This is a genomic window from Pelagibacterium montanilacus, assembly GCF_003992665.1.
Classification (GTDB): Bacteria; Pseudomonadota; Alphaproteobacteria; order Rhizobiales; family Devosiaceae; genus Pelagibacterium; species Pelagibacterium montanilacus.
Map to the genome: position 1 here is coordinate 35,999 of NZ_RZMX01000002.1, position 25,246 is coordinate 61,244.

The following is a 25,246-nucleotide window of genomic DNA, read 5'->3' on the forward strand; positions in this document are numbered from 1 at the left end:
TCGGGGTGACACCGACGCCGTCAGGCGGCGCGGCTCAGGAGAGCATATATGGCCACTAAGGCAGCGAACCAAAGCAAGACCGAAGCGGAAACAAAGCCGGAAGCCGGCGGTGAAGGGCCAGACGGGCCTCTTCTCGACCTCTCCGATGCCGCGGTCAAGAAGCTTATCAAGACCGCCAAGAAGCGCGGCTACGTCACCTATGAAGAGATCAATGCCGTCCTGCCCTCAGAGGAAGTGACCTCCGAGCAGATCGAGGACATCATGTCCATGTTCTCGGACATGGGCATCAATGTGATCGACGAGGACGAGGTCGAGGAGGCAGAAGCCGACACGGGCGCCGATGACGAGGGCGGCGAAGTCGCCACCACCTCGACCGGCACCGCGGTTGCCAGCACATCGAACGCCAAGTCGGGCTCGGACCGGACGGACGATCCGGTGCGCATGTACCTGCGCGAGATGGGCTCGGTCGAGCTTTTGAGCCGCGAGGGCGAGATCGCCATCGCCAAGCGGATCGAGGCGGGACGCGAGACCATGATCGCGGGCCTGTGCGAAAGCCCGCTGACCTTCCAGGCCATCATCATCTGGCGCGACCAGCTCGCCGAGGGCGAGATTCTGCTGCGCGACATCATCGATCTGGAAGCCACCTATGCGGGCCCCGAGGCCAAGATGGCCCCCGGCGGTGGCGAGGAAGACGACGATGAGGGCGAGGGCGCCGAGACCGGCCAGGCCAATGGCGCGTCCCGTCCGGCAGAGCGCGCCGGCGCGTCCGATGCGCGGACCGAGGGCAAGTCCGAGGAGGGTGAAACCTCGTCGGAGGCGCCCACCGACGATGATGACGAGGAAGACGAGTACGAGAACAATCTCTCGCTTTCGGCGATGGAGGCGGAACTCAAGCCCCAGGTGGTGGAGACCTTCGATCGCATCGCCGAGACCTATGGCAAGATGCGCAAGGTCCAGGACCAGCATGTCGAGGACCAGCTCGCAGCCAAGGAACTGAAAAGCTCCGAGGTCAAGAAGCTCGACGAATGGCGCGACGAAGTAATCGTCGCGGTCAAGTCGCTCTCGCTCAACCAGAGCCGTATCGAAAGCCTGGTCGAGCAGCTCTACGACATCAACAAGCGGCTCGTGCGCAATGAGGGCCGCCTGATGCGGCTGGCCGAGAGCTACAAGATCAAGCGCGACGACTTCCTCAATGCCTATTACGGATCCGAGCTGGACCCCGACTGGGCCGACAAGGTAGGCGAGCGGCCCCAGAAGGGCTGGGGCGATTTCGTCGGGCGCGAGCGCGCGACGATCGACGAGTTGCGCAGCGAAATCCAGACGCTGGCCACCGAGACCGGTCTCGACATCGCCGAATACCGGCGGATCGTTCACAAGGTGCAGAAGGGCGAGCGTGAGGCGGCCATCGCCAAGAAGGAAATGGTGGAGGCCAATCTGCGGCTGGTGATCTCGATCGCCAAGAAATACACCAATCGCGGCCTGCAGTTCCTGGACCTGATCCAGGAGGGCAATATCGGGCTGATGAAGGCGGTGGACAAGTTCGAGTATCGCCGCGGCTACAAGTTCTCGACCTATGCCACATGGTGGATCCGGCAGGCGATCACCCGCTCGATCGCCGATCAGGCGCGCACCATCCGCATTCCGGTGCACATGATCGAGACGATCAACAAGATCGTGCGCACGAGCCGCCAGATGCTCCACGAGATCGGTCGCGAGCCGACCCCAGAGGAGCTCTCTGAAAAGCTGCAGATGCCGCTCGACAAGGTCCGCAAGGTCCTCAAGATCGCCAAGGAGCCGATCAGCCTCGAGACCCCGATCGGGGACGAGGAAGATTCCAACCTCGGGGATTTCATCCCGGATTCCAATGCGATCCAGCCGATCGATGCGGCCATCCAGTCGAACCTGCGCGAGACCACGACCCGCGTGCTCGCCTCGCTCACTCCGCGCGAGGAGCGCGTGCTGCGCATGCGGTTCGGGATCGGGATGAACACCGACCACACGCTCGAGGAAGTGGGCCAGCAGTTCTCGGTGACGCGCGAACGTATCCGCCAGATCGAGGCCAAGGCGCTCAGAAAGCTCAAGCACCCGAGCCGCAGCCGCAAGCTGCGCAGTTTTCTGGACAATTAGGCGGCACGTTCGCTACTCTTGGTGGGATAAAAGCGCGTGGCCTGGAGCTTGTGTTCTGAAGACATCGGAACACAAGCTCCAGGTTTTTAATTTCCCGCGCATGAAGGCCGGAAAAGTGTTTCCGATTTCTGGCGAAGCGCTTTAGGGAGCGCCCCATACATTCTGGCGACGGAGCAGGACCATGTCGTTTCTCAAATCAATCTTCGGGCTGGGCAAGGACGACAAGCCCACGGCCCCGACCGTCGATGCTCAGGAAGAGTACGAGGGCTTCACGATCAAGGTGGCGCTGATGCAGGCCGGGGGCGAGCACCAGATCGCGGGCAGCATCGAAAAGGAAATCGACGGCGAACTCAGGATCGAGAAATTCATCCGCGCCGACAAATTCGCCAGCCGGGACGACGCGATCGCCGCAACGCTGGCCAAGGGACGCCAGATCATCAAGGAACAGAAGCGGACGCTGTTCACCTGACGGCAGGGCTTGTGGGGGCGCGCCCGCGTTCAGGATGCGGGCTGGAACGGCTCGCTGACCGTCAAGGGGTTTGACGGCTCGCCGGTTCCCAAGGTGAGCGCGAACCAGCCGAAGGCGGCGACGGCGGCAACGGCGAGGATCTTGAGGGCCCGATTGATCAGCCGCGCGCGGCTGATGTGATGGGCGTGATCGGGATCGAGATAGGTCATTTCCATTGTCCTCCCGAGCCGCACGTGGTCAGCGCGCCCGGCCCGATTGTGTATCGGCTCGCGTTTCCGGAGTGCAGAGCGCCGATCCTTCCCGCCCCGGAGCACTCAAGATCGGATCGTCTTGAACAATGGTCAAGGCCGGGACTGGTTCCCGGCCTCTTGCTGTGTTGGCGCCCCGCGGGCCCTCGAGGGCCAGGAGCGCGCGCCGGGGCCTAAAGCATATCCTGTTCTGATCGGCTCAGAACAGGAGCTCCAGGTTTTTGATTCGGCGCGGTTCCGAACTGGAAAAGTGTTTCCACTTTTCCTGGAAACGCTCTATTTCCCGGCGGTCTCGTGGATCGAGGTGACGAGGTCGGCGGGCAGGGACAGTCTGTGGGAAAGCGCTGCGAGGTAGGCGCGCTCGCCTGGAGAGGCGCCCTCGATGGCGACGAGGGAGGCCGCATAGATTTCGGCGGCGTGCTCGGGGGTGTCCGCCGCGCGCACCACGGCTTCCATGTCGAGGGGCGAGGACAATTCGTCAAAGACGAAGGCCTTGTCCTGGGGGGAGAGGTCCATGCCCTCGAGCCGGGCGAAAATCTTTTCCTTCTCATCGGCGTCGATGCGCCCATCGGCCTTGGCGGCGGCGATCATGGCGCGCACCAGCGCCTTGCCGAGGGATTCCTGCTCGCTCTCGTTTTCGGGCGCGGGCATGAAGGGGCCCGGGGGCGGGGTTTCCACATTGGCCGACTGGTCGGGCGTGCGGCTTTTCTGCCAGGCGTTATAGGCGATACCGCCGATAGCCGCGAGCGCGCCGTACTTTGCGATCTTTTTCATGCCGCCGCCGCCGAGCAGCATGCCGGCGGCGAGCCCGGCCGCGCCGGCTCCCGCGGTGCGCTGGGCGTTGGGGTCGGTCTTGAGCGCGGTCACGATCTTGTCGATATCGAACATCAGGCAATGGTCTCCGTTGTGTGCCGCACTCGAAATGGTGCGCGTGAGGCTGTTTGACAACTCGAGGGCGGCGATTTGTAGGCGCGCGAGATGCAAACGAAAGGGGCCGGATGCTTGCGCACCCGGCCCCGGACAATGATCGCTCGATCGGTCGCTTAGTTGGCAGTGGCAACCGGGGTGACGAGCGGAGTGATCCGGCGGATCGTCACGCGACGGTTCACCCGCTCGGCGATCGAGGTGTTCACCTTGAGATAGCGCTCGCCATAGCCCTGGGTCGCGAGGTTCTCTGCGGGGATGCCGTAGACCCGGGTGAGGGCATAAGCCACCGATTCCGCACGCTCGTTGGAGAGATTGAGGTTGTAGAACTCATCGCCCACGGCGTCAGTGTGTCCTTCGATCAGGAAGGTCTCGGCGGGGTTCTGCTGGAGCAGGTCGAGCATGGCATTGGCCACTTCCGAGAGCGCGTTGACCTGGTCGGGCGCAATGTTGGCGCTCGCCGTTGCAAAGGTCAGATCGCCGATCTCGAGCCTGCGAACCATGTCACGGACACGGCTGGACCGCTTGACCTCCTCGACGGTGTAGTAGCGCTGGATGCGCTCCACCGGCGGCTGGTCGAGGAACTGGGCAACCTGGCCTTCATCCGCTGCGCTGGCATCGAGCACGTATTCGCGTGCAGGGATGTTCAGACGCAGGGGCGGAAGCTGGCGGCCCGGGTCGATCCACCGACCCTGATCGTCATAGCGGCGATAGTCGTCATCGACATAGACCAGCAGGAATTCGCGTCCATCGGGCTCGATGCGCGAGCGGCGGACGATTTCGCCGTACCGGTCACGAACGGTCACGATCTGGCTGCCATCGGCGCGGAACACCGTCTCACGTGTCCGGCCGCCGGGAAGATCCTCGACCCAGTAGTCGCTGTCGTCCTCATAGACGATGCGCTCGGAATCCTGGGACTGGATGAAGTAGTTGGCCCCGATGGCAAGGACGGCTGCGGCACCGATCGTGGTTATGATCTGTGCGTTCGAGAGCTGCTCGCTTTCCACGGGTCCGACCAGCACCGATCCGTCTTCGCGACGGCGGGGCTCACGGCGGCGGCCTTCCTCGGCGCGAGCGGACTGGATCTGCTCGGGCGCGACTTCAGGCTGGGCTTCGGCGTCGCTCTGGGGTGCGGCTTCGGGCTCACGTTCGGACGCGGCCATGGCCTCGTCCTCTTCAGCCTGCATGGTGGTGCGTTCGTCCTCGGGGATATCGTACTCTTCTTCCTCGGACACGGACCCCGAACGGGTGTCCTTGTCGCTGTCGAGCAGGGGAGCGAGTTCCTCGCGGTCGACCATCACGCCTTCGGGCAGAAGTTCGCCCAAGATGTCTTCGGCCAGCATGGTTTCCTCGGACCCGTCGACCATTTCACCATCGGCGGACTCGCCACCGGCCTGATCGGGGGTCTGGTCTTCGCTAGCTTCTGCCGCGTCGGCTTCGTCCGTGCCTTCGACAGCGCCTTCCTGCTCGGGATCGAACAGTTCAATATCGAGCCCGAAAGCTGCGCCGCAGGCCACGATGTCTTCCTGACCAAGGATCGAACAGATTTCGGCGACCTCGGCTTCGGCCGCGCCGATTTCGGCTATGGCATCCGAGATATTGCCGCCGGCATCGCGGGTTTCGCGGTACTGGGCGATGGCCGCGGTGTAGCGGTCATAGGCGAGTTGAAGGTTCTGGGCCACCTCTTGGCCGGACGGGGCGGGCTCTGCCTGCTGGTCAGCTTCAGGCTGGGTCTCGACGTCTGCTTCGCCTTCGGCTTCGACGGCCATCTCGGCTTCGGGCTGGGGCTCGACATCCATTTCGGGCTCTGGCTCGGGTGCCTGCTCGGGCTGGGCCTGCACTTCAGCCTCAGGCGCCTGCTCGGGCTGGTCTGCCGGCTGCTCGGGTTCGGCCTGGGGGGCCGGCTCGGGCGCAGGCTCTTCGACCGGAGCGGGGGCCTGTTCGGGCTCCGGCTCAGGAGCGGGCTCGGGTTCAGGCTGCGGTTCGGGCGCGGGCTCCGGCTCCGGCTCCGGCTCAGGCGCCGGTTCGGGTTCGGCCTGCATCTCGGGCTCGGGCTGGACCTCTTCGGGTGCGGGCTGGGCCGCTGCGCCGCCTTCGGCAAAGAAGGCGATGCAGGCTTCCACGTCCGGCTGGCCGATGGCCGCGCACAGCCCTTCGAGCTCGGCGCGGGTTTCAGCGAGACGGGCCTGGGCGGCCGCGGGATCCTCACCGGCCGCTTCGGCGGCCTGGACCCCGGACTGGGCCTCGCGATAGGTCTGGATTGCGCCTGCGAGCGCGGGAGGCGCCGCCTGGGCAAGGCGGATGGGCGCGTCCTGGCCTGTTGCGGCCAGGAGCGGCGCGCCGGGCGCCGAAAGTACGATTGCGGCGGTACTCGCCAACAACATCTGCTTCAGTTTCATGGGAAAATCTCCTCTGCCCCCCGGCAGTATCGGGGTCGTCCGCATTCCGGATCGAACCCCATGACCTAAACCGATCAAGATGACTGCACGCTGAACGGGCCGGCGTTGGACCGGCCCGTCAAGCGATGCTGTTTATTCTGCCGGTGCGACGGGCGCCACGACTTCGGCTTCCGCCGGAGCGGGCTCGGCTTCGACCGGAGCGGGCTCGACGGGCGCCGCCTCGGCAGGAGCAGCTTCGGCCGGAGCAGGCTCTGCTGCAGGGGCCGGCTCCGGGGCAGGGGCGGGTTCGGCGGCCGGTTCCATGACCACGGTTTCCGCCTCAGTCGGGGTGGGATCGCCGCCGCTGAAAAAGATGAACGCGCCAATCAGGGCGGCGAGCGTCACTGCGCCCGCGAGCCACCAGCCGGCGGCGCCGCCGGATCCGTTGGAAATATTGTAGATGCGTTCGCGCTCGATGGGCTCGCTCCGAACGTCTTGGGGCTCACGCCGGATGTCTTCGCGGTCGATTTCGGCCATCATGGGTCTCCTTTGATGTACCTGAGCCGCTCAGAGCGTAAAGGGCAAGAGCATCCGGCGCGGCATGACTTTGTACCGCGATGGGCCGATTTTTTATATTGGCCTTACGCGATGTGCCGATCAAACGCGCCTGGTGGCGAAGGGTTCCCACCTGGACACGCGCGCGGCGAACATGGGAGTGCTGAGCCGAGGACGCCAGCGTCAGGAGCACATGCGATGAGGCAGACATCGGACCGGGTTACCCTTTCCACCCGCGGGCAGGGTCTCTACGAGATCACCAAATCGGTCGTGGGCTTCGTTGAAGCCGCGGGGATCGAGGAGGGCTTGCTGACGGTCTTTTGCCGGCACACGTCGTGTTCGCTGCTGGTCCAGGAGAATGCCGACCCCGATGTGCGCACCGACCTGGACGGCTTTTTTGCCCGGCTGGTGCCCGAGGGCATGGGTTGGCTGAGCCATACCATCGAGGGGCCCGACGACATGCCGGCCCATATCCGGGCGGCGCTGACCCAGACCTCGCTGTCGATCCCGATCCTCGATGGGCGGGCCGTGCTGGGGACCTGGCAGGGGATCTATGTCTTCGAGCACCGGCGCATCGCCCATCGGCGCACCATTGCGCTGCACGCGATCGGGGAGGATTAGGGGGCCACGGGACGGCAGTTGAACTGGACATTGGTGATCAGGTGCTCAATAGTCCTGTGATCCTCACCGATCCGGATCCCTGTCTTGCCAGAAACCCTCCTCGCTTACCTGCCCTTTGCCGCAGGGCTCGCCGCGACCGGCGCCATCACCGGCGTGATGGCCGGTCTTCTGGGCATCGGGGGCGGGATCGTGATGGTCCCGGCCATGGTGCTGGCCTATGGGATCATGGGGTTCGATCCGGCGGTCACCATGCACGTGGCGCTGGCCACATCGCTGGCGGTGATCATCCCCACGGGCGCGCGCAGCGCGATGGCCCATGACAGCCGAGGGGCGGTGGATCGGGACATTTTGCGGCGCTGGGCGCTCTGGATCGTGATCTTCGCGCTTGTCGGGGGGCTGACCGCGCGACTCTACCCCGCCGAGGTGCTCAAGGCGATCTTCGGGGTGGCGGTGCTGTTCATCGCGCTCAATCTGGCGCTGCCCATCCAGCGCATGCTGATGGAAAAGGTCGCCGGCGTGCCGATGGTCAATCGAATCTCGGCCTCGATCATTGGTTATATCTCGGCGCTTATGGGCGTGGGCGGCGGTGCATTCTCTGTGCCCACGCTGGTGGCCTTCGGGCTGCCCATGCACACCGCGGTGGGCACGGGATCGGCGCTGGGGGTGCTGCTGGCCATCCCCGCGGCGCTCGGCTATGCGATTTCGGGCTGGGGCGTTGCGGGCGTGCCTCCGCTCAGCGTGGGCTATGTGAACCTGCCCTCGCTGGTCGTGCTGGGTGCCGTCTCGGTGCTGACCGCCCCGATCGGGGTGGCGATCGCGCACCGGCTGGACGGGCGTGTGCTGCGGCTGGGCTTTGCCGCCTTCCAGGTGGTGGTGGGCCTGCGCATGCTCAGCGAGGCGGTGTTCGGATGAGGCCGAACGCAAGGCCCCCCGGACCCCCCGATGGGGGGCTCCCCGGGGCGCCCGAATCGTGCCCGTCAGACCTCGATTTCCCAGGTGATCGTGGCGGTGATCGAATAGCTCATCTCGCCGGCCTCGACGGGCACCGCCATGTCGGAGGCGACTTCGGCGCGGGCCATGGCCATCATGGGCTGGGGCGGCTGGCTTTCGGGGCTTTCCGAAATGGCGACGATGTCGCCCAGTGCGATGCCGGCGGCCTCGGCATAGGTCTCGGCCTTGGCCTGCGCCTCGGCGACCGCGCGGCGGCGGGCCTGATCGAGCAGGGCCGCGGTGTCCTCGACCTCAAAGGCGATGCCGCGGATGGCGTTGGCGCCCGAACTGACGGCCCGGTCGAGGATCACGCCCAGATCGTCGAGCTCGCGCACGATGATGGTGACCGCGTTGGTGACTTCGTAGCCCGTGATGCGCGGGGGCGGGGTGTAGCCACTCTCGTCGCGCTGGTCGGAATAGACATATTGCGGGCTGACGCTGAATTCGGTGGTCTGGATGTCGCGGTCCTCGAGCCCGGCTTCGCGCAGGAGCGCGGTCAGCTCGCTCATCGCCTCGGTGTTGGCATCGAGCGCCTCGCGGGCGGTCTCGGCCTGGGTGGTGACGCCGGTGGTGATCGAGGCCATGTCCGGCGCGGCGCGGACGATCCCGGTGCCCGAGAGCGCCATGGTGCGATCATCGGCGAGGGCCGGGGTGGCAAGGGCGGCAAGGCCGAGCGGAACAAGAAGGGCAAGCGTGCGCATGATGGGTGAAATCTCCTTTGCGCTTGAGGGAGTTGAAGAACACTCACCTTCCAATGCGCCCGATTTACGGCAGATGAACACCCCGCCCAAGACGCGTTCATCTGCGCGGCGGACGGCGCAAAAACCCATGGACCTCGAAGGCCGAACCGGCTAGGAAACCCCCGGCTGGGCCTGTAGCTCAATTGGTTAGAGCCGACCGCTCATAACGGTCTGGTTGGGGGTTCAAGTCCCTCCGGGCCCACCAGTCTTTCCGGGGGCGTCGCTCCGGCAACCCTCTGCCATACGTTCTCCCGAACTCTTGTGCTCTGATGGCCTATGCGCCTCCGGCTTTTCGGGGGGCGGGTTTTCTGTCATTGGTTTGGCACGGAACGGGGCAAAGGCGGGGGAGGCGATCCGGGGATGGTGGCAAAGGCGGAAGCGGCGCGGCGGCGGGAGGGCACGCGGAGCCGGCTCGACGATGCGGCGCGCGCCGGCTGGCTCTATTATGTGGCGGGCAACACCCAGGACGAGATCGCGTCCAAGCTGGGGGTGTCGCGCCAGAGCGCGCAGCGCCTCGTCTCGCTCGCGGTCTCGGAAAAACTGGTCAAGGTGCGGCTCGACCACCCGATCGCCCATTGCATGGATCTGGCCGCGCGGCTGCGCGAGACCTTCGCGCTCGAGCGGGTGGAAGTGGTGCCGACCGATCCGGGCCATCCCGACCCCGCGCTCGGGATCGCCGAGGCGACGGCGGTGGAGATCGAGACGGTGCTTTCGGCTACAGAGCCGGTGACCATGGGGATCGGCACCGGGCGCACGCTCAAGGCGGCGGTCGACCTGATGTCGCCCATGGACTGCCCGCATCATTCGGCGGTCTCGCTTGCGGGAAATATCGCGCCGGACGGGTCGGCGGCGTTCTACAATGTCATCTTCTCGATCGCGGACAAGGCCAAGACCCGCAGCTTTCCCATGCCCCTGCCGGTGATCGCCGCCTCGGCCGGCGAGCGGGCGCTGCTCCATGAGCAGGCCTCTATCCGAAAGACCATGGCGCTTGTCGCCTCGGCCTCGATCTCGTTCGTGGGCATCGGCGATCTGGGCCCCAGCGCGCCGCTCAAGGAGGACGGGTTCGTCACCGCCGAAGAGCTCGTGGCCCTGCAGGGCGCGGGGGCGGTGGGCGAAATGCTCGGCTGGACCTATGACGCCCGGGGCCGGTTCATCGAGGGGCTGACCAATGACCGGGTGGCCTCCTCGCCGCTGCCGAGCCGCGAGCATGGGCTGGTGATCGCGGTGGCGCGCGGGGCCAACAAGCTGGCCGCGATTCGCCCCGCGGTGACCCACCGGCTGGTCAACGGGCTGATCACCGACGAAGCCACGGCGGCCGCGCTGCTGGGCTGAGCCATTTTCCATCACTCAGTGATGCGCCTGTCCTCGACGCCCGAACGCGCCTGGGGCTGGGCCTTCGCGCGTGAGGGACCGCAACTTGAGCGGTGGCCTGCTCACGCCTCTTGACAAGCCGCGTGCGATAGTGAGTAATTGCCCATGCAAATAGCAAATGCTCAATCGAGCCTATGGGAGGACAATCGATGAGACTTCGCGCACTCGTTATCGGGTCGTGCTCGGTGCTGGCCCTCGCCGGAGCGGCGCAGGCCCAGACGCTGACCATTGCCACGGTCAACAATGGCGACATGATCCGCATGCAGGGTCTCTCGCACCACTTCACCGAAGAAACCGGAATCGAACTCGACTGGGTCACCCTCGAGGAGAATGTGCTGCGTCAGCGCGTGACCACCGACATCGCCACCCAGGGCGGTCAGTACGACGTCATGACCATCGGCACCTACGAGGTTCCGATCTGGGGCGGGCAGGACTGGCTCGTGGGCCTCGACGGGCTGACCTCGGACGCCGAGTACGACGCCGATGACCTGATCCCGGCCGTCCGCGACGCGCTTTCGGTCGACGGCACGCTCCATGCCGCGCCGTTCTACGCGGAAAGCGCCATGATCATGTACCGCACCGACCTCTTTGAAGAGGCCGGGCTCGAGATGCCCGATCAGCCCACCTGGGAGTTCATCGGGGACGCAGCGCGCCAGATCACCGATCGGGACGCGGAAGTCTACGGCATCTGCCTTCGCGGGCTGGCCGGCTGGGGCGAGAACATGGCGTTCATGACCGCGCTGGCCAATTCCTACGGCGCGAGCTGGTTCGACATGGACTGGGAGCCCCAGTTCGACAGCCCCGAATGGGCCGAAGCGCTCCAGTTCTACGTCGACCTGATGACCGAAGCGGGCCCTCCGGGCGCATCCTCGAACGGGTTCAACGAGAATCTGGCGCTGTTCCAGCAGGGCCGCTGCGGCATGTGGATCGACGCCACGGTGGCTGCGTCCTTCGTGACCAACCCCGAGGATTCGGAAGTCGCCGAGGACGTCGACTTTGCCCTCTTCCCGACCCACAACGATCTGGGCAATAACGGGAACTGGCTGTGGGCCTGGTCGCTGGCCATTCCCGCCGGCACCCAGCAGGCAGACGCTGCCGAGCAGTTCATCTCCTGGGCGACGTCCAAGGACTATCTCGAGCTCGTGGCGAGCGAAGAGGGCTGGGCGAACGTTCCTCCGGGAACCCGCACCTCGCTCTATGAGAACCCCGAATATCGCGAAGCGGCGGCGTTTGCCGACATGACGCTCGATGCGATCAACTCGGCCGACACGATCAACCAGTCGGTCCAGGACACGCCATATACCGGTGGCCAGTTCGTCGCCATCCCTGAATTCCAGGGGATCGGGACGGCGGTCGGCCAGATCGTGTCCTCCGCCCTTGCCGGCCAGACCACGGTCGAGCAGGCCCTCCAGCAGGCCCAGCAGGTGACCCGCATGGAGATGGAACGTTCGGGCTACTATAACTAGGCTCCTCCTGCCGGGGGATGGTGCGTGCGCCATTCCCCGGGCTCCCTTCGGACGGCGGGCCAGATAGAGGGCCCGCCCTCCACTTGCTCTCCCGCAAGGGGCAGCGACGGCGAGAATGCGCCGCGCACAGGGCTTTTCCGGCCGCACGGCCGGGGCCCGTTCAACGATCACTGTCAATACGCCAGCGCCGACCGGGATATAAGGGCATGCAGCCCGGGCCGGGGACGGCGCTAGAGGGAGGAGAGGATCATGGCGACACGCCAGACACAGGTGGCGGCGCGGCTGATGATGTCCCCGGCAGTTCTGCTGCTGCTGGCCTGGATGATCGTGCCGCTGTCGATGACGCTGTGGTTCTCGTTCCAGCGCTACAATCTCCTGATGCCCGGGATGGAATATTTCACCGGGCTGGACAACTACCGCTATTTCTTCGCCAACCCCAGCTTCTGGGCCGCGCTGACCAACACGCTGGTGCTGGTGGGGGGCGTGCTCGCGATCACGCTGATCGGCGGGACGCTGATGGCCCTGCTGCTCGACCAGCCCATGTTCGGGCAGGGGATCGTCCGGCTGCTGGTGATTTCGCCGTTCTTTGTGATGCCCACGGTCTCGGCGCTGGTGTGGCAGAACATGATGATGAACCCTGTCTACGGGCTCTTTTCCTATATCGCCCGGGTGTTCGGGGTCCAGCCGATCGACTGGTTCTCCCAGGTGCCGCTGTTCTCGATCATCATGATCGTCGCCTGGCAATGGCTGCCCTTTGCGACCCTGATCCTTCTGACCGCGCTGCAGTCGCTCGACGAGGAGCAGCGCGAGGCCGCGGGCATGGACGGAGCCGGGCCAATACCTCTGTTTTTCTACATCATCCTGCCGCATCTGGCGCGTGCGCTGACGGTGGTGATGCTGATCCAGACGATTTTCCTGTTGTCGATCTTTGCGGAAATCTTCGTGACCACGGGCGGCGGGCCGGGCACGGCCACCACCAACCTCACCTTCCTGATCTACATCCAGAGCCTGTTGCAGTTCGATGTGGGGCTGGCTTCGGCCGGCGGGATCGTGGCGGTCATCCTCGCCAATATCGTCGCGATCTTCCTTTTGAGGATCGTGGGCAAGAACCTGGACGCCTGAGGGGAGAGAGAACCATGGCACGCGCAGTCTCCACCCGTCGCAAGCTCGGCTTTACGGCAATCGCCTGGCTGATCGCGCTCACGCTCTTCTTTCCCATCCTATGGACGGTGCTGACGAGCTTCAAGACCGAGGGCACGGCGATCGCCATGCCGCCGAAATTCCTGTTCTTTGACTGGACGCTGGAGAACTATTTCACCGTTCAGGAGCGGTCGGACTATTTCCGGCACTTCACCAATTCGGTGATCAGCGCGGTGGGCTCGACCATACTGGGGCTGATCATCGCGATCCCGGCGGCCTGGGCCATGGCGTTCTCGCCCACCAAGCGCACCAAGGACGTGCTGTTGTGGATGCTCTCGACTAAGATGCTGCCGGCCGTGGGCGTGCTCGTTCCGATCTACCTGATCTTTCGCGACCTCAGGCTGCTCGACACCCATCACGGGTTGATCGTGGTGCTGATGCTGATCAACCTGCCGATCATCGTGTGGATGCTCTACACCTATTTCCGCGAGATCCCGGTGGACATTCTCGAGGCGGCGCGGATGGACGGGGCAAGCCTTAAGAACGAGATCATCTACGTGCTCACGCCCATGGCGATCCCTGGCATCGCCTCGACCATGCTGCTCAACATCATCCTTGCCTGGAACGAGGCGTTCTGGACGCTGAACCTTACCACGACGCGGGCCGCGCCACTGACCGCGTTCATTGCGTCCTACTCGTCTCCCGAGGGCCTGTTCTGGGCCAAGCTCTCGGCCGCCTCCACTCTCGCCATCGCCCCGATCCTGATCATGGGCTGGTTCAGCCAGCGACAGCTCGTGCGCGGGCTGACCTTCGGCGCCGTCAAATAGGGAGCCATAGAGCTATGGGTTCGATCACGCTTGAACACGTCAACAAGAGCTTCGGCGGCGTCACGGTCATTCCGGACATTTCGCTCGAGGTCAATGACGGGGAATTCGTCGTCTTCGTGGGGCCATCGGGGTGCGGGAAATCGACCCTCCTGCGCCTGATCGCCGGGCTCGAGGATCTCTCGGACGGCACCATCCGCATCGACGGGGCGGATGTCTCCAAGACATTGCCCGCCCAGCGCAAGCTCTCGATGGTGTTCCAGTCCTATGCGCTTTATCCGCATATGAGCGTGCGCGGGAACATCGCGTTTCCGCTCAAGATGGAAAAGGCGCCCAAGGAGCGGATGGACGCGGCGGTCAACGACGCGGCGCGGGTGCTCAACCTCACCGACTATCTCGACCGCAAGCCGCGCCAGCTTTCGGGCGGGCAGCGCCAGCGCGTCGCCATCGGCCGGGCGATCGTGCGTCAGCCCAAGGCGTTCCTGTTCGACGAGCCGCTCTCGAACCTGGATGCCGCGCTCCGGGTGAACATGCGGCTCGAGATTTCCGAACTGCACAAGAAGCTCAAGACCACGATGGTCTATGTAACTCACGATCAGGTGGAAGCCATGACCATGGCCGACCGCATCGTGGTGCTCAATGCGGGCCGGATCGAGCAATACGGCACACCCATCGAGCTCTACCAGAAACCGGCCAACCTCTTTGTCGCCGGGTTCATCGGCTCGCCCAAGATGAACTTCATCGAAGGCAAGGAGGCCGATACATTCGGCGCCGCGACGATCGGGATCCGGCCCGAGCATTTCACCATATCGGACGCAGGGCGCTGGACCGGGACCGTGGGGGTCGCCGAGCATCTGGGATCGGACACCTTCCTTTACGTGGATGTGGACGGCATCGGGCAGGTGACCGTGCGGGCCTCGGGCGAATTGCCCTTCGCTCACGGCCAGACCATCAGCCTCGATCCCATCGAAAGCCGGATATACAGGTTCGACGCGCAGGGACAGGCGATGTGAGGGGCGCCCCGCCCCCGCCGTCCCGCCAGCACCGTTCAGGACACGCCATGAGTATCAAACTGTCCGCATCCACGCTCAACGACCTGCCGCACGCCGTCGGTCGCCCGGGCTATGACCGCTCGAGCCTGACGCCGGGGATCGTGCATTTCGGGGTGGGCAATTTCCATCGCGCCCACCAGGCGGTCTATCTCGACACCCTGTTTGGAACCGGGCGCGACCACGACTGGGCGATCATCGGGGCAGGGGTGCGGCCCGCCGACGCCCAGACCCGGAAGGTGCTGGCCGAACAGGATTATCTCTCGACCGTGGTCGAGCAGGAAGCGGATCGCTCGACTGCGCGGGTGACCGGGCCGATGATCGACTACATCGCGCCCGGCGACACCGAAACGCTCGTCGCGACGCTCGCCGATCCGGCGATCCGGATCGTTTCGCTGACCATCACCGAGGGCGGTTATTTCCTCGACGCCAAGGGGCGGTTCGACGCCAGCCACCCCGAGATCGTGGCCGATGCCACCGATTTCGCCACGCCCCGCACTGTGTTCGGGCTGATCCTCAAGGGTCTGATCGCGCGGCGGGACAAGGGGCTTGCGCCCTTCACCGTGATGAGTTGCGACAACCTGCCGGGCAATGGCCATGTGACCGAGAACGCCATTGCCGGGCTGGCCGGGCTGATCGACCCCGCGCTCGCTGCCTGGGTGCGGGAAGCGGTTGCTTTCCCCAACGGCATGGTGGACCGGATCACCCCGGCGACATCGGACCGCGAGCGGGGGATGCTGGAGGCCGATTTCGGGGTGAAGGACGGCTGGCCGGTGTTCTGCGAGGGGTTCACCCAATGGGTGCTCGAGGACCATTTCCCGCTCGGGCGCCCCGCGCTCGAGGATGTGGGGGTGACCTTCGTCTCTGACGTGGCGCCGTTCGAACTGATGAAGCTGCGGATCCTCAATGGGGGACACGCGGCCATCGCCTATCCGGGCGGGCTGCTCGATTTCCGTTTCGTGCACGAGGCGATGGAGGATCAGCAGATCGCGGCGTTCCTCGCCAAGCTCACCCATGACGAGATCATTCCCGTGGTTCCGCCAGTGCCCGATACGGACCTGACCGCCTATGCGGCGACCGTGGCGCAGCGCTTCGCCAACCCCAAGATCGGCGATACGATCCAGCGGCTGTGCCTTGATGGCTCGAACCGGCAGCCCAAATTCATCCTGCCCACCGCGATCGAACGGCTGGCGCAGGGCAGGGCGGTGACCGGGCTGGCGCTGGTGAGCGCGCTGTGGTGCCGGTACTGCTATGGCGAGACCGAGAGCGGTGCGCCGATCCCGCCCAACGATCCCAACTGGGAGCGCATTCAGGCGGCGGCCCGCCGGGCGCGCACCGAGCCACAGGCCTTTCTCGAGATGGACGACATCTTCGGGGCGGCGGCCGATGACGCGGCCTATCGCATTGCCTTTGTCACCGCGCTCGAGGGGCTGTGGCGCGAGGGGGTGCGCACGACGCTGGCGCGGTATCTCACCGACATGCCGCTCGGCGGTCATGGGTGATTTCCATCGGTGTCGCAACCGCTTAGAGCGGCTCGGGCGCGGATAAAGGCCGGCGGCGAGAACGCCTTAAGTCGTTGATTCATCGCGCTTCCGAACCGGAAAAGCGGTTTCACTTTCGCCCGAAGCGCTCTAAGCTCGCTGTGTGGAGATCACGACGCGGGTGAGGAGCGGCATGGGTCTGGTGGCGGTGGACGTGGGGACCACCAGCGCCCGCGCGGGCGTCTTTTCCCTTACGGGCGATCTGCTGGGCCGGGGCGAGCGCCCCGTGGCCGTGCTGCGCGCGGGCCCCGACCGGGGCGAGCACAGCGCCGACGACATCTGGGCCGCGGTGTGCGCGGCGGTGCGCGAGGCGCTGGCCGCATCCGGGCTCGCGCCCGACGCCATTTCGGGGATCGGGTTCGACGCGACCTGTTCGCTTGTGCTGCGCGATGGCGAGGGCCAGGCGCTGGCGCTCTCGCAAGAGGACGGGCTGGTCTTCGACACCATTGCCTGGTTCGATCACCGGGCGCGCGAGGAAACCCTGCTTGCCAACCGGGTCGGGCACGAAACGCTGGCCGATGCCGGCGGGCCGCTGCACCCGGAAATGGAGCTGCCCAAGCTGATCTGGCTCAAGCGCAACCGGCCCGAGCTCTGGGCGCGCGCCGGGGCGATCCTTGACCTTGCCGATTTCCTGACCTTCCGGGCCACGGGATCGCTGGCGCGCAGCCAATCCACGCTGGCGGGCAAGTGGTCATTGCCTGCTCATCGGGATGAGGGCTGGCCCGAGGGGCTGCTGGCCGATCTGGGACTGGGCGATCTGGCCGAGCGGGCCGGGCTTTCGGGCCGGCCAGTGCCGGTGGGCGCCGCGGTGGGGGTGCTGACCGGGGAGGCGGCCGAGGCGCTGGGGCTTTGTCCCGGCTGCCCGGTCGCGGCGGGGATGGTCGATGCCCATGCGGGGGCGCTGGCGCTGCTTGGGCCGCTGGCGGACGAGCCCGAGGCGCTGGCACGCCATGCCGGGCTGATCACGGGCACATCGAGCGCGGTGATGGTGATGGGGGGCGAACCCGTGCCGGTCGCCGGCGTGTGGGGGCCCTATTTCGGCACGGTTCTGACCGGCTTCTGGATGAGCGAGGGCGGGCAGTCGGCCTCGGGCGCGCTGCTCGACCACATCGTTGCCAACCACCCCGAAGGCCGGCAGAGCGGGCGGGATATCCATCAGCGGATCGCCGCGCGTATCGTGCAGATGCAGGCCAATGCCGTGGGTGACATTGCGCCCGGGCTCCATCTTCTGCCCGATGTGATGGGGTCGCGCTCGCCGAGCCCGGATCCGAACGCGCGCGGGGTGGTCGTGGGGCTGGCGCTCGACACCGGCTTTGACGGGCTGTGCCGGATCTACTGGCGGACGGCGGTGGCGCTTGCGCTCGGCGTGCGCCAGATTCTGGAGACCTTCAACCGCGCGGGCTACCGGATCGACACGCTTCATGTGAGCGGGGGACATGCGCGCAGCCAATTGCTGATCCAGCTCTATGCGGACGCCACCGGCTGCGTGATCGAGCAGGCCGGCGCGCCCGACGCGATGCTGATCGGCGGGGCGATGGCTGCGGGCTGCGCGGCCGGAGTGCATGGGTCGCTCGCGGATGCGGCGCGAGCCATGCAGGCGCACATCACGGTGCACCGGCCCGACCCGGTTGCGCAAAGGCGCCTGGAGTCCGATTATGCCATCTTCACGCGGATGCAGGCGCACCGGGCGGAGATCGCCCGGATGGCGCGGCAACAGGAGGTCTAGATGGCCGATTTTGCACTCATGCTGGAAAGGCCCTAGCCATGGCCCGTGCGATCGGGATCGGGGGCGTGTTCTTTCGGTCGGAACAGACCGAGGCGATGGCGCAATGGTATCAGGAGCATCTCGGGGTCGAGGGCTTCTGGTTTCAGCAGGCCGGGCCGACCGTGTTCGCGCCCTTTGCGCGGGACAGCGATTATTTCGGCGCCGAGCACAGCTATATGCTCAATTTCCGGGTGGACGATCTCGATGCCCTTATCAGCCAGCTCGAGGGCGCAGGGATCCCGGTCGAGACGCGGCCGGACTGGGATACGCCCGAGACAGGTCGGTTCGCGCGCATCCATGATCCCGAGGGCCGGCCGATCGAACTCTGGGAGCCGCCGGCGGGTGCCCCCGGGGCGCAATAGGGCTTGCCCGGCCCGAGCTTGCGTGGCCCTATCGCCCAGACGAGAGATCAGGACATAGCGATGGTTGAACTGGCTGTTGAGGCACGGGGGCTAGAAAAGCGCTTCGGGGCCACTCATGCGGTGCGGGGCGTGGACCTGTCAGTGCGAACCGGCTCGGTCTATGGGGTGCTGGGCCCCAACGGGGCGGGCAAGACCACCACGCTGCGCATGTTGGCCACCCTGTTGCGCCCCGATGCGGGCGAGGCCCGGGTGATGGGCCACGACATTGCCAAAGACCCCGAAGCGGTGCGCGCCGCGATCAGCCTCACGGGCCAGTTCGCCTCGGTGGACGAGGATCTGACGGGGCGCGAGAACCTGGTGCTGCTCGGCCGGCTGCTCGGGCTGGGATGGGGCGGCGCGCGGGAGCGGGCCGACGAGCTGCTGGCTGCGTTCGATCTCAGCGAGGCCGCGGTCAAGCAGGTCAAAACCTATTCGGGCGGCATGCGGCGGCGGATCGACATCGCCGCGTCGATCGTTGTGACGCCCGAACTGTTGTTTCTCGACGAGCCCACCACCGGGCTCGACCCGCGCTCGCGCAACCAGGTCTGGGACATCGTGCGGGCGCTGGTGCGCGACGGCGCGACCGTGCTTTTGACCACGCAGTATCTCGAGGAAGCCGACCAGCTCGCCGAGCGGATCGCCGTGATCGACCGAGGGCAGGTGATCGCCGAGGGCACGTCGGCCACGCTCAAGGCCTCGATCGGGGTGCGGGTTCTGCATCTTGCGTTTGAAGCACCCGAAATCGCGGGCCGGGCCGCGGTTCTTCTTGCCGACAAATTCGGGCTCGAGGCCTTGCCCGATGCCGACCCCGCCGCGCTGAGCGTACAGGCGGGAGACAGCGCTGTGGCCGCATCGGCGATTTCGGCGCTGGACGCAGAGGGCATGGCTGTGATGAGCTTTGCGTTCGGCCAGCCGAGCCTTGATGAAGTGTTCCTGGCGCTGACGGGCCGGCCCCCTGCCGACGCCAAAGATGAGGATACGCCATGAACCGGCACGATCCCGACACCATGCTGGCGCGCGCCATCGCCCGACGCGCGCGGCCGCCGCGGCCCTCCGCCGCCTCGAACGTTCTGACCTTCGGGTGGCGGGCGGTGCTCAAGATCCGGCATGTGCCCGAGCAACTGTTCGACGTTGTGGGCACGCCGATCATGTTCACCTTCATGTTCACGTTCCTTTTCGGCGGGGCGCTGGCGGGCTCGCCCGATGCCTATCTGCAGTTCCTGCTTCCGGGCATTCTGGCCCAGACGGTGATCTTCACCTCGGTCTATACGGGCGTGTCGCTGAACACCGACATCTCCAAGGGCATGTTCGACCGGTTCCGCTCGCTGCCGATCTGGCGGCCGGCGCCGCTGGCCGGGGCGATGCTGGGGGACGTGTTGCGCTACTGCCTGGCGTCGCTGGTCACGATCCTTGTGGGCCTTGCGATCGGCTATCGCCCGGATGGCGGTGTGGTGGGCGTGGTGCTGGGGGTGGGGCTGCTGGTCGTCTTTGCCTTCGGGCTCGGCTGGATCTTCACGCTGATGGGGCTGGTGATGCGCACCCCGGCGACGGTGATGACCGTTTCGATGCTGATCCTCTTCCCGCTGACCTTCGCCTCGAACGTCTTTGTGGATCCCGCGACCATGCCGGGCTGGCTCGAAACCGCGGTCTGGTTCAACCCGGTGACCCATGTTGTGACTGCCGTGCGCGGGCTGATGGGTGGCGTGGTGGATGGTCCGGCCATCTTCGTGTCGCTGGCGTTCACCGTTGCGATGACGGCGGTGTTTGGCCCGATTGCGGCCATCGCTTACGCCAGGCGGTAGCCTGCGCGGACTGGCCGAAGGCGGCAAGAGGAGAGAGGCGACACCTCCGGCACCACCGCAACCGACGCAGAACGGGTCGTGGGCGAGGGAGGTGGCGATCCGGCCGGGGCCGGGGCGCCGGAGCAAACGTCGAGATGGCGCAAACAGGGTGTTGCGAACCGAAGAGTGTTGAAGTAGGGTCCGCCCCGTTCCGAGACGAACCACGCCATGTGCGTCGCCACGGGCACCCGTAGCTCAGCTGGATAGAGCGCTGCCCTCCGAAGGCAGAGGTCACACGTTCGAATCGTGTCGGGTGCGCCAATTTTTTCAAACACTTAGCTGATCTAAGGCCGGTTGCGGTGAGCGGCTAGCAATCACCTAGCAATCACAAAAAACGTCGCTCTGCCGAAATTTTTGCTTGATTTTCCGGGAACGGCCGGGATAAATGGGCCCAAGTTCTGGTTGAGCTTATCGCTGGGAGCTGAAAGGTTTCTGGCGCCGGCGTACACGAACAAGATCGACTCCTCGTCGAAAGACAGGAGCAGTTTGGGCGATAGCCCAATGCCTTGACGCCCCAGTACCCTTCAGCCGGGGGTATGCGTCCGGGATGACCGTTCGAAAGCACACTCGTTAATTGCGGGGGTGTGATCGATATCGGCATCCCTTTATCCGACCTCGATTACGTCCTCGTCTTGAAAGGCAGGGACTCGATGGTTCGGAAGATCAAAAAAATCTCCTCTAGATATAAGCAGCCGGTTAGGCGGATAAGTAATTCCGCACACGCGGTAGAGCGTGGTCGCGATCCGCTTCTCGTCGGACGTGAGCGTTGTGAGCGCGATCCCCTTGCGCGTGAGGATATTCAGAAGCAGCCGCCAGGCGAAAGCCTACTTGTTGTTCCTGGGTTATCCCGCAAAGTCGCGGGACATCACGCTCTGGACGGCAACCCTTTGACTGCGCGCTATGTGTCTCGTGTTCGGCCTCAGCCGGATGACATACCCCCCGCTAAACTCAGTCCAGCGCCACCCAAGTCTGTATCCTCTAATGCAGAGGAGCAGAGCGCTGATGGTCCTCAGGTGAGGGCTTCGGGTTGGACGCGTCGTGAGTATCGGCCCGATGATCTTCTGAATGCGGTCGAGGCAGCGGCGTATCTCGGGATTTCGGTCAAGACCCTGGCAAACCACCGCTCTGTTGGACCCATTCCCGGCAAGCCCGTTCTGCATTTTATCAAGGCCCACGGGCGCATTCTCTACGCTTTCCGCGACATCGTCGCGTTTCTCGAGGCCGGCCGCCGCGCAAGCACCAGCGAGCCGGGGGCGGAGCAGTGACTTACCGCCTGTCACCTTCAGAGCTTGACCAGCTCTCACGCAGTTCCAGGAGCGTGTTTGGCGCGCTTTCTGCCGCTCTAGGTGCATCCGAGGCCAGTGACCGCATGCAATTGGACCTGGGCGATGTCTACGAACGGCGTTCAGCCGCCTGTCCGTACGAGCAAGAGCGTCTTCGCCGGATCCTTAACGCCCTGCTTCCCGTGCGGGACGACTGGCTGATGCTGAGCGTGGGAACTCTCCGGCGCTACGCCGAGGGTCAGTTATCGAGCGTTTGTCCCCGATCTGTACTCCGGAAGTGGCGTAGCGGGTGCGAAAGACTTGTCGAAGGGGGTTACGATCCGGTTGGTTTTGCCTTGCTGGAAGTTCACCTGGTGAGACCGCTCGAGGGTCCACCAGTCTGGGAGCCGCACTTCCATGCTCTCCTTGCAGCTGCGCCGCAGGAGGCCGTTCGCGCCGCATTCGCCGTACGCCCTCGCGCCGATTCAGCGCTGAGAAATCGTCCCGTTCACGTCCAACCTCTTACCCCATCGGACGTCAGAACTCGGCTTAGGTATATGCTGAAATTCCAGCCGCGCGAAACGCGAGCGCTGGAGAACAGCCCACGCGGTGTCTGGGCGAGCCGTCTCTTATGGGGAGCTAGGCGTGAGGAGTGGTTGGCCTGGATGTCTCTCTGGGGGATTGGTGACCTGCTCAGCGTCCGGGGCTTGGACACGCAGTGCGTGCGCCGTGCCCAGTGCTGCGAAATGGCACCCTCCATCCGTACAGGTGCCTCTGGATACCCTCTGATCCCCCCATAGAGCTGGTTTTCGGCGCTATTGGGCGAAGTGCGGCGCAGCTGCAGTCTCTCCCTTCGATCGTATGAAACGAATTTTGGCACGCCGCTTAACGCTGAGCAGTGAGCGGTTGCGTGCGCTCACTTGAAACCCAAAGGGAAAAATCATGGATATGAAGAAGAACGGCATCGCTCGCCCCTCTCAAGGCCGCAAGACCAAGAGTGGCCCCATATTGCGCAATGTCTATGTGCATCAGCCGCCAAACAAGGGAATGGCGGGTCCGGACACGCCGACCGTCCTCTATAGGCGCGACATTATCACCGATGATTCAGCCCACCATAAGGTCGAACTTGAATTCGTCGACTTCGAGGGAAGAATCAGAAGCCTGCTCAGGCCCAGAGCAGAGCTGCGCGAAGCAAAAAAGGTGCTCTCCGCCTTGCTTGATTCCGGGGTGCGGGATGATGCCCAGCTCACTGAGCAGAATTTGAAGCAAGTGCTCAGCGCTCCGCCTCAAGACGCCAAGGCGATGCACCTGACCCGGACCCTAGGTTGGCACGAGAGCGGTGATTATGTTTTCAAGACAAACACATTCTCCTCAGAACCAACGCCAAGGGTCCTACACGAGGATGCAGTTTTAGGAGCGTCAGTGAAAAACTGGGCGAATAAGCTCAGTGTCTGGCAGAGACGCATTGGAACGCTCTGTCGAAACTCCAATTTCGCGGTCTTTGCAGTTGGGGTGGGCCTGGCAGGGCCGTTCTTAAGGTTTGGACAAGAGGGGGTCGGCATTGCATTTAACCTATCGGGCTTCTCCGGGCGCGGCAAAACGGCGGCATTATGCTTGGCGCAATCCGTGTCTGAACGCGCAACCTATCTGGATTTGCCGACGCTCAACGTCACCCCGACCTTCTTCGAGGAAAAGGGTGCCGAGTGTCGAGACGGTTGCGTGGTGTTCGATGAGTTCGGCTCGCTCCAGGGAGGAACTTCTGAGTGCAGAGAAGTCATCCGGGCCATGGCGTTTAAGGTGCGGGACGGTCGCGGCAGAGGTCGTAGCAAGAGCGGGGCCGTCGCGGTGGGCCAGTCTGAGCTGAGGTTTCGCGTTTCCGTGATGACGACGTCCGAAAAACCGTTGGTCGTTCTAAGCAACGGCACAAGGGTGGCGGGCGAGGAAGTCCGGTACATCGATGTCTCAGTTCCTAGAGCCGATACCGGGATCCTCGATTCAATTGTCAATGATCGATACTACGATAAAGCCAAGCGCAGCGGTATGCTCGGCCGGTGTGCGAAGCGCCTTTCCCAGGATTACGGACAGCCGATCCGCTACCTTGTTTGGCACATTATCCGTGATCAATCCGCCGAGAGGCAGTTTACGAACTCCCTTGAGCGGTTTCAGGCAATTATCAGTGCCAAGTATCCTGATCTGCAGTCGCGGTACGTGAATGCTTTCGGGACGGTGTATGCGACTCTTTGCTTTGCATCTGCAAAAGGCGTCGTTCCATTCGATCAAGACCGGGTGCAGGAGGCAATGCTGGCGATCTTCGAGCGCTCGGAACTGGTCATGCGGCTTCATCGCGGTGCGGCCGATGACGAGGTTAAGGACACGATCATCAAACTACAGGCGGACCTGCGCGACAAATCCAAGGCTCCGCTCATCAAAAAAGGCGAGCACAAGGGTGCGGCTGTCGTCGACCGCTGGGCAATCCGGCGGGAAGTCTCCGGGATCATGCAGGCCGTTCTCGATCCCGATGCGTTGTGCAACCGCTTCGGCGCCAACAAGGTGGAACGCCTGGAGCGCTACCTGCTGCAATGGGAAGTGCAAATGCCCGATACCAGCGGCAAGCCGCGCCAGCAGGTGGAGGGGACAGGCATGAAAAAGGTGAAGCGCCCCCGCTTCATTGTTCTGGACCTCGACGCATTCGCTGCGCTCTCGCTCGGGAAGGATTGAGCAGAGGCCCGGTCCGTCCTGGGGCCGTTGGTAGGGCTCACTTGACGGTCCTTTAGGGCCCTCTGTCACGATGGGGTCGCGCCTGCCCATTTTTGGGCGCGGCCCCTATTCTATTCCCGGTGCAGGCGCTCAACCCATGGAGCCCTGCAATGTCTGAAGTTCACACCCTTGACCAGACCAAACGCCAAGTGCGCGATCTTAACGACGCCCTGAGAACCAGTTTCTTCGGTGGGCGATGGATACTCACCACCGGCGTTCTCGCACTGGGCGCGCCGATCGCCACCAAGGCCGTCCGATCCATACAGGCCTTCGACGGTTTCACCCCCGACAATGATCCCTATGGAGAGCACGATTTCGGGTCGATCGTGGTCGAAGGGCATACCCTGTTCTGGAAGATCGATTACCTCGACAAGCAGCTCGAGTACGGCTCTCCCGACCCCACCAATCCAGAGGTGACCGAACGGGTTCTGACCCTGATGCTCGCGTCGGAATATTGAGGGATGCGATGGGGGTGTTCGGGGAGGGTTTCGGCTAAAACATTGACATAATTGTCTTTTTGGGCTATGCTGGCGCTGCACGGTGCTGTGCATGGCGGTTCGTGCCGCTATCGCCGTCACCGATGTGAACCCTGATCCGAGCCCCCCATGTGGGGGCTCTTTTGTTAGAAAAGGACACGACAATGGCCGTACCTGCTCAGAAACTCCCCGGTGAGGTCACCGACCTCCCCGCCATCGTGCTGATCGGACAATCGGACAACGAAAAGCCTCGCGGCTCCTGGTTCGCCAAGACCGATCGCGCCTCGGCCAGGAAGGCTGC

The 25,246-nt window shown here is 64.6% G+C and carries 22 protein-coding genes and 2 tRNA genes; 19 read left to right on the forward strand and 5 right to left on the reverse strand.

Translation table 11 applies throughout. The annotated features are described in order from the left end of the window. Positions 1-48: 48 nt before the first annotated feature. Positions 49-2,127 (forward strand): RNA polymerase sigma factor RpoD, encoded by a 2,079-nt coding sequence (rpoD, locus tag EO136_RS01000; protein ID WP_127142613.1) that lies wholly within the window; start codon positions 49-51, stop codon positions 2,125-2,127. Positions 2,128-2,308: 181 nt separating this feature from the next. Continuing rightward, entirely contained in the window at positions 2,309-2,596 is a 288-nt protein-coding gene (locus EO136_RS01005; protein WP_127142614.1) for an HlyU family transcriptional regulator, read from the forward strand. A 29-nt stretch (positions 2,597-2,625) separates the two neighbouring features. Here the strand turns inward: EO136_RS01005 and EO136_RS01010 are convergent, their stop codons facing one another. The 4 genes from EO136_RS01010 to EO136_RS01025 all read right to left on the reverse strand — a co-directional run bounded on the left by EO136_RS01010 (position 2,626) and on the right by EO136_RS01025 (position 6,683). Beyond that, positions 2,626-2,805: a hypothetical protein gene (locus EO136_RS01010; RefSeq protein WP_127142615.1), complete on the reverse strand. Its 180-nt coding sequence runs from the start codon at positions 2,803-2,805 to the stop codon at positions 2,626-2,628. A 315-nt stretch (positions 2,806-3,120) separates the two neighbouring features. After that, positions 3,121-3,732: a tellurite resistance TerB family protein gene (locus EO136_RS01015; protein WP_127142616.1), complete on the reverse strand. Its 612-nt coding sequence runs from the start codon at positions 3,730-3,732 to the stop codon at positions 3,121-3,123. 155 nt (positions 3,733-3,887) lie between these two features. Continuing rightward, positions 3,888-6,167, reverse strand: a complete 2,280-nt coding sequence (locus EO136_RS01020) for an OmpA family protein (RefSeq protein ID WP_127142617.1) — start codon at positions 6,165-6,167, stop codon at positions 3,888-3,890. 132 nt (positions 6,168-6,299) lie between these two features. Then, positions 6,300-6,683, reverse strand: a complete 384-nt coding sequence (locus tag EO136_RS01025; protein ID WP_127142618.1) for a hypothetical protein — start codon at positions 6,681-6,683, stop codon at positions 6,300-6,302. 216 nt (positions 6,684-6,899) lie between these two features. On the opposite strand from EO136_RS01025, the gene EO136_RS01030 reads away from it, so the two are divergent. Further along, positions 6,900-7,322, forward strand: a complete 423-nt coding sequence (locus tag EO136_RS01030; RefSeq protein WP_127142619.1) for a secondary thiamine-phosphate synthase enzyme YjbQ — start codon at positions 6,900-6,902, stop codon at positions 7,320-7,322. 84 nt (positions 7,323-7,406) lie between these two features. Further along, the gene (locus tag EO136_RS01035) at positions 7,407-8,234 is read left to right on the forward strand and encodes a sulfite exporter TauE/SafE family protein (protein WP_246018229.1); all 828 of its coding nucleotides are present in this window, start codon (positions 7,407-7,409) and stop codon (positions 8,232-8,234) included. Positions 8,235-8,299: 65 nt separating this feature from the next. Here EO136_RS01035 and EO136_RS01040 read toward each other — a convergent pair whose 3' ends face one another. Continuing rightward, positions 8,300-9,013 (reverse strand): SIMPL domain-containing protein, encoded by a 714-nt coding sequence (locus EO136_RS01040; RefSeq protein WP_164730377.1) that lies wholly within the window; start codon positions 9,011-9,013, stop codon positions 8,300-8,302. Between the two features lie 167 nt (positions 9,014-9,180). On the opposite strand from EO136_RS01040, the gene EO136_RS01045 reads away from it, so the two are divergent. From EO136_RS01045 to EO136_RS01115, 15 genes are all read left to right on the forward strand, one after another. Then, a tRNA-Ile gene (locus EO136_RS01045) sits at positions 9,181-9,257 on the forward strand. Between the two features lie 155 nt (positions 9,258-9,412). Then, positions 9,413-10,384, forward strand: a complete 972-nt coding sequence (locus tag EO136_RS01050; RefSeq protein WP_127142621.1) for a sugar-binding transcriptional regulator — start codon at positions 9,413-9,415, stop codon at positions 10,382-10,384. Between the two features lie 188 nt (positions 10,385-10,572). Beyond that, the gene (locus tag EO136_RS01055; protein ID WP_127142622.1) at positions 10,573-11,889 is read left to right on the forward strand and encodes an ABC transporter substrate-binding protein; all 1,317 of its coding nucleotides are present in this window, start codon (positions 10,573-10,575) and stop codon (positions 11,887-11,889) included. Between the two features lie 249 nt (positions 11,890-12,138). Continuing rightward, positions 12,139-13,011, forward strand: a complete 873-nt coding sequence (locus EO136_RS01060; protein WP_127142623.1) for a carbohydrate ABC transporter permease — start codon at positions 12,139-12,141, stop codon at positions 13,009-13,011. Between the two features lie 14 nt (positions 13,012-13,025). Beyond that, positions 13,026-13,856: a carbohydrate ABC transporter permease gene (locus tag EO136_RS01065; RefSeq protein ID WP_127142624.1), complete on the forward strand. Its 831-nt coding sequence runs from the start codon at positions 13,026-13,028 to the stop codon at positions 13,854-13,856. Between the two features lie 14 nt (positions 13,857-13,870). After that, a complete protein-coding gene (locus EO136_RS01070; protein ID WP_127142625.1) occupies positions 13,871-14,866 on the forward strand; it encodes an ABC transporter ATP-binding protein in 996 nt (331 codons plus the stop codon). 47 nt (positions 14,867-14,913) lie between these two features. Continuing rightward, positions 14,914-16,404, forward strand: a complete 1,491-nt coding sequence (locus EO136_RS01075) for a mannitol dehydrogenase family protein (protein ID WP_127142626.1) — start codon at positions 14,914-14,916, stop codon at positions 16,402-16,404. Between the two features lie 172 nt (positions 16,405-16,576). Further along, positions 16,577-18,169 (forward strand): FGGY-family carbohydrate kinase, encoded by a 1,593-nt coding sequence (locus tag EO136_RS01080; protein ID WP_127142627.1) that lies wholly within the window; start codon positions 16,577-16,579, stop codon positions 18,167-18,169. A gap of 38 nt (positions 18,170-18,207) precedes the next feature. Then, positions 18,208-18,570 carry a VOC family protein gene (locus EO136_RS01085; RefSeq protein ID WP_127142628.1) on the forward strand — a complete coding sequence of 121 codons (363 nt, stop codon included), beginning with the start codon at positions 18,208-18,210 and terminating at the stop codon, positions 18,568-18,570. A gap of 60 nt (positions 18,571-18,630) precedes the next feature. Continuing rightward, positions 18,631-19,596 carry an ATP-binding cassette domain-containing protein gene (locus tag EO136_RS01090; protein WP_127142629.1) on the forward strand — a complete coding sequence of 322 codons (966 nt, stop codon included), beginning with the start codon at positions 18,631-18,633 and terminating at the stop codon, positions 19,594-19,596. Next, positions 19,593-20,411, forward strand: a complete 819-nt coding sequence (locus tag EO136_RS01095; RefSeq protein ID WP_127142630.1) for an ABC transporter permease — start codon at positions 19,593-19,595, stop codon at positions 20,409-20,411. The genes EO136_RS01090 and EO136_RS01095 overlap by 4 nt, the downstream gene beginning before the upstream one ends. Positions 20,412-20,634: 223 nt before the next feature. Next, positions 20,635-20,711: transfer RNA gene (locus EO136_RS01100), tRNA-Arg, on the forward strand. 323 nt (positions 20,712-21,034) lie between these two features. Then, on the forward strand, positions 21,035-21,715 hold the full coding sequence (locus EO136_RS18695) for a helix-turn-helix domain-containing protein (RefSeq protein WP_206513241.1): 681 nt from the start codon (positions 21,035-21,037) through the stop codon (positions 21,713-21,715). A gap of 939 nt (positions 21,716-22,654) precedes the next feature. Next, positions 22,655-24,430, forward strand: a complete 1,776-nt coding sequence (locus EO136_RS01110) for a DUF927 domain-containing protein (RefSeq protein ID WP_127142631.1) — start codon at positions 22,655-22,657, stop codon at positions 24,428-24,430. 149 nt (positions 24,431-24,579) lie between these two features. Beyond that, complete coding sequence (locus tag EO136_RS01115) at positions 24,580-24,927, forward strand: DUF3768 domain-containing protein (protein ID WP_127142632.1); 348 nt, start codon at positions 24,580-24,582, stop codon at positions 24,925-24,927. Positions 24,928-25,246: the final 319 nt, after the last annotated feature.

What these genes read in the sequence shown, in the direction of transcription:
- EO136_RS01065 (WP_127142624.1), top strand. Translation starts at nt 13,026, where the DNA reads ATGGCACGCGCAGTCTCCACCCGTCGCAAGCTCGGCTTTACGGCAATC.
- EO136_RS01070 (WP_127142625.1), top strand. Translation starts at nt 13,871, where the DNA reads ATGGGTTCGATCACGCTTGAACACGTCAACAAGAGCTTCGGCGGCGTC.
- EO136_RS01055 (WP_127142622.1), top strand. Translation starts at nt 10,573, where the DNA reads ATGAGACTTCGCGCACTCGTTATCGGGTCGTGCTCGGTGCTGGCCCTC.
- EO136_RS01110 (WP_127142631.1), top strand. Translation starts at nt 22,655, where the DNA reads ATGGATATGAAGAAGAACGGCATCGCTCGCCCCTCTCAAGGCCGCAAG.
- EO136_RS01095 (WP_127142630.1), top strand. Translation starts at nt 19,593, where the DNA reads ATGAACCGGCACGATCCCGACACCATGCTGGCGCGCGCCATCGCCCGA.
- EO136_RS01020 (WP_127142617.1), bottom strand. Translation starts at nt 6,167, where the DNA reads ATGAAACTGAAGCAGATGTTGTTGGCGAGTACCGCCGCAATCGTACTT.
- EO136_RS01060 (WP_127142623.1), top strand. Translation starts at nt 12,139, where the DNA reads ATGGCGACACGCCAGACACAGGTGGCGGCGCGGCTGATGATGTCCCCG.
- EO136_RS01090 (WP_127142629.1), top strand. Translation starts at nt 18,631, where the DNA reads ATGGTTGAACTGGCTGTTGAGGCACGGGGGCTAGAAAAGCGCTTCGGG.
- EO136_RS01015 (WP_127142616.1), bottom strand. Translation starts at nt 3,732, where the DNA reads ATGTTCGATATCGACAAGATCGTGACCGCGCTCAAGACCGACCCCAAC.
- EO136_RS01080 (WP_127142627.1), top strand. Translation starts at nt 16,577, where the DNA reads ATGGGTCTGGTGGCGGTGGACGTGGGGACCACCAGCGCCCGCGCGGGC.
- EO136_RS01050 (WP_127142621.1), top strand. Translation starts at nt 9,413, where the DNA reads ATGGTGGCAAAGGCGGAAGCGGCGCGGCGGCGGGAGGGCACGCGGAGC.
- EO136_RS01075 (WP_127142626.1), top strand. Translation starts at nt 14,914, where the DNA reads ATGAGTATCAAACTGTCCGCATCCACGCTCAACGACCTGCCGCACGCC.
- EO136_RS01025 (WP_127142618.1), bottom strand. Translation starts at nt 6,683, where the DNA reads ATGGCCGAAATCGACCGCGAAGACATCCGGCGTGAGCCCCAAGACGTT.
- EO136_RS01005 (WP_127142614.1), top strand. Translation starts at nt 2,309, where the DNA reads ATGTCGTTTCTCAAATCAATCTTCGGGCTGGGCAAGGACGACAAGCCC.
- EO136_RS01030 (WP_127142619.1), top strand. Translation starts at nt 6,900, where the DNA reads ATGAGGCAGACATCGGACCGGGTTACCCTTTCCACCCGCGGGCAGGGT.
- EO136_RS01085 (WP_127142628.1), top strand. Translation starts at nt 18,208, where the DNA reads ATGGCCCGTGCGATCGGGATCGGGGGCGTGTTCTTTCGGTCGGAACAG.
- rpoD (WP_127142613.1), top strand. Translation starts at nt 49, where the DNA reads ATGGCCACTAAGGCAGCGAACCAAAGCAAGACCGAAGCGGAAACAAAG.
- EO136_RS01115 (WP_127142632.1), top strand. Translation starts at nt 24,580, where the DNA reads ATGTCTGAAGTTCACACCCTTGACCAGACCAAACGCCAAGTGCGCGAT.
- EO136_RS01010 (WP_127142615.1), bottom strand. Translation starts at nt 2,805, where the DNA reads ATGACCTATCTCGATCCCGATCACGCCCATCACATCAGCCGCGCGCGG.
- EO136_RS01040 (WP_164730377.1), bottom strand. Translation starts at nt 9,013, where the DNA reads ATGCGCACGCTTGCCCTTCTTGTTCCGCTCGGCCTTGCCGCCCTTGCC.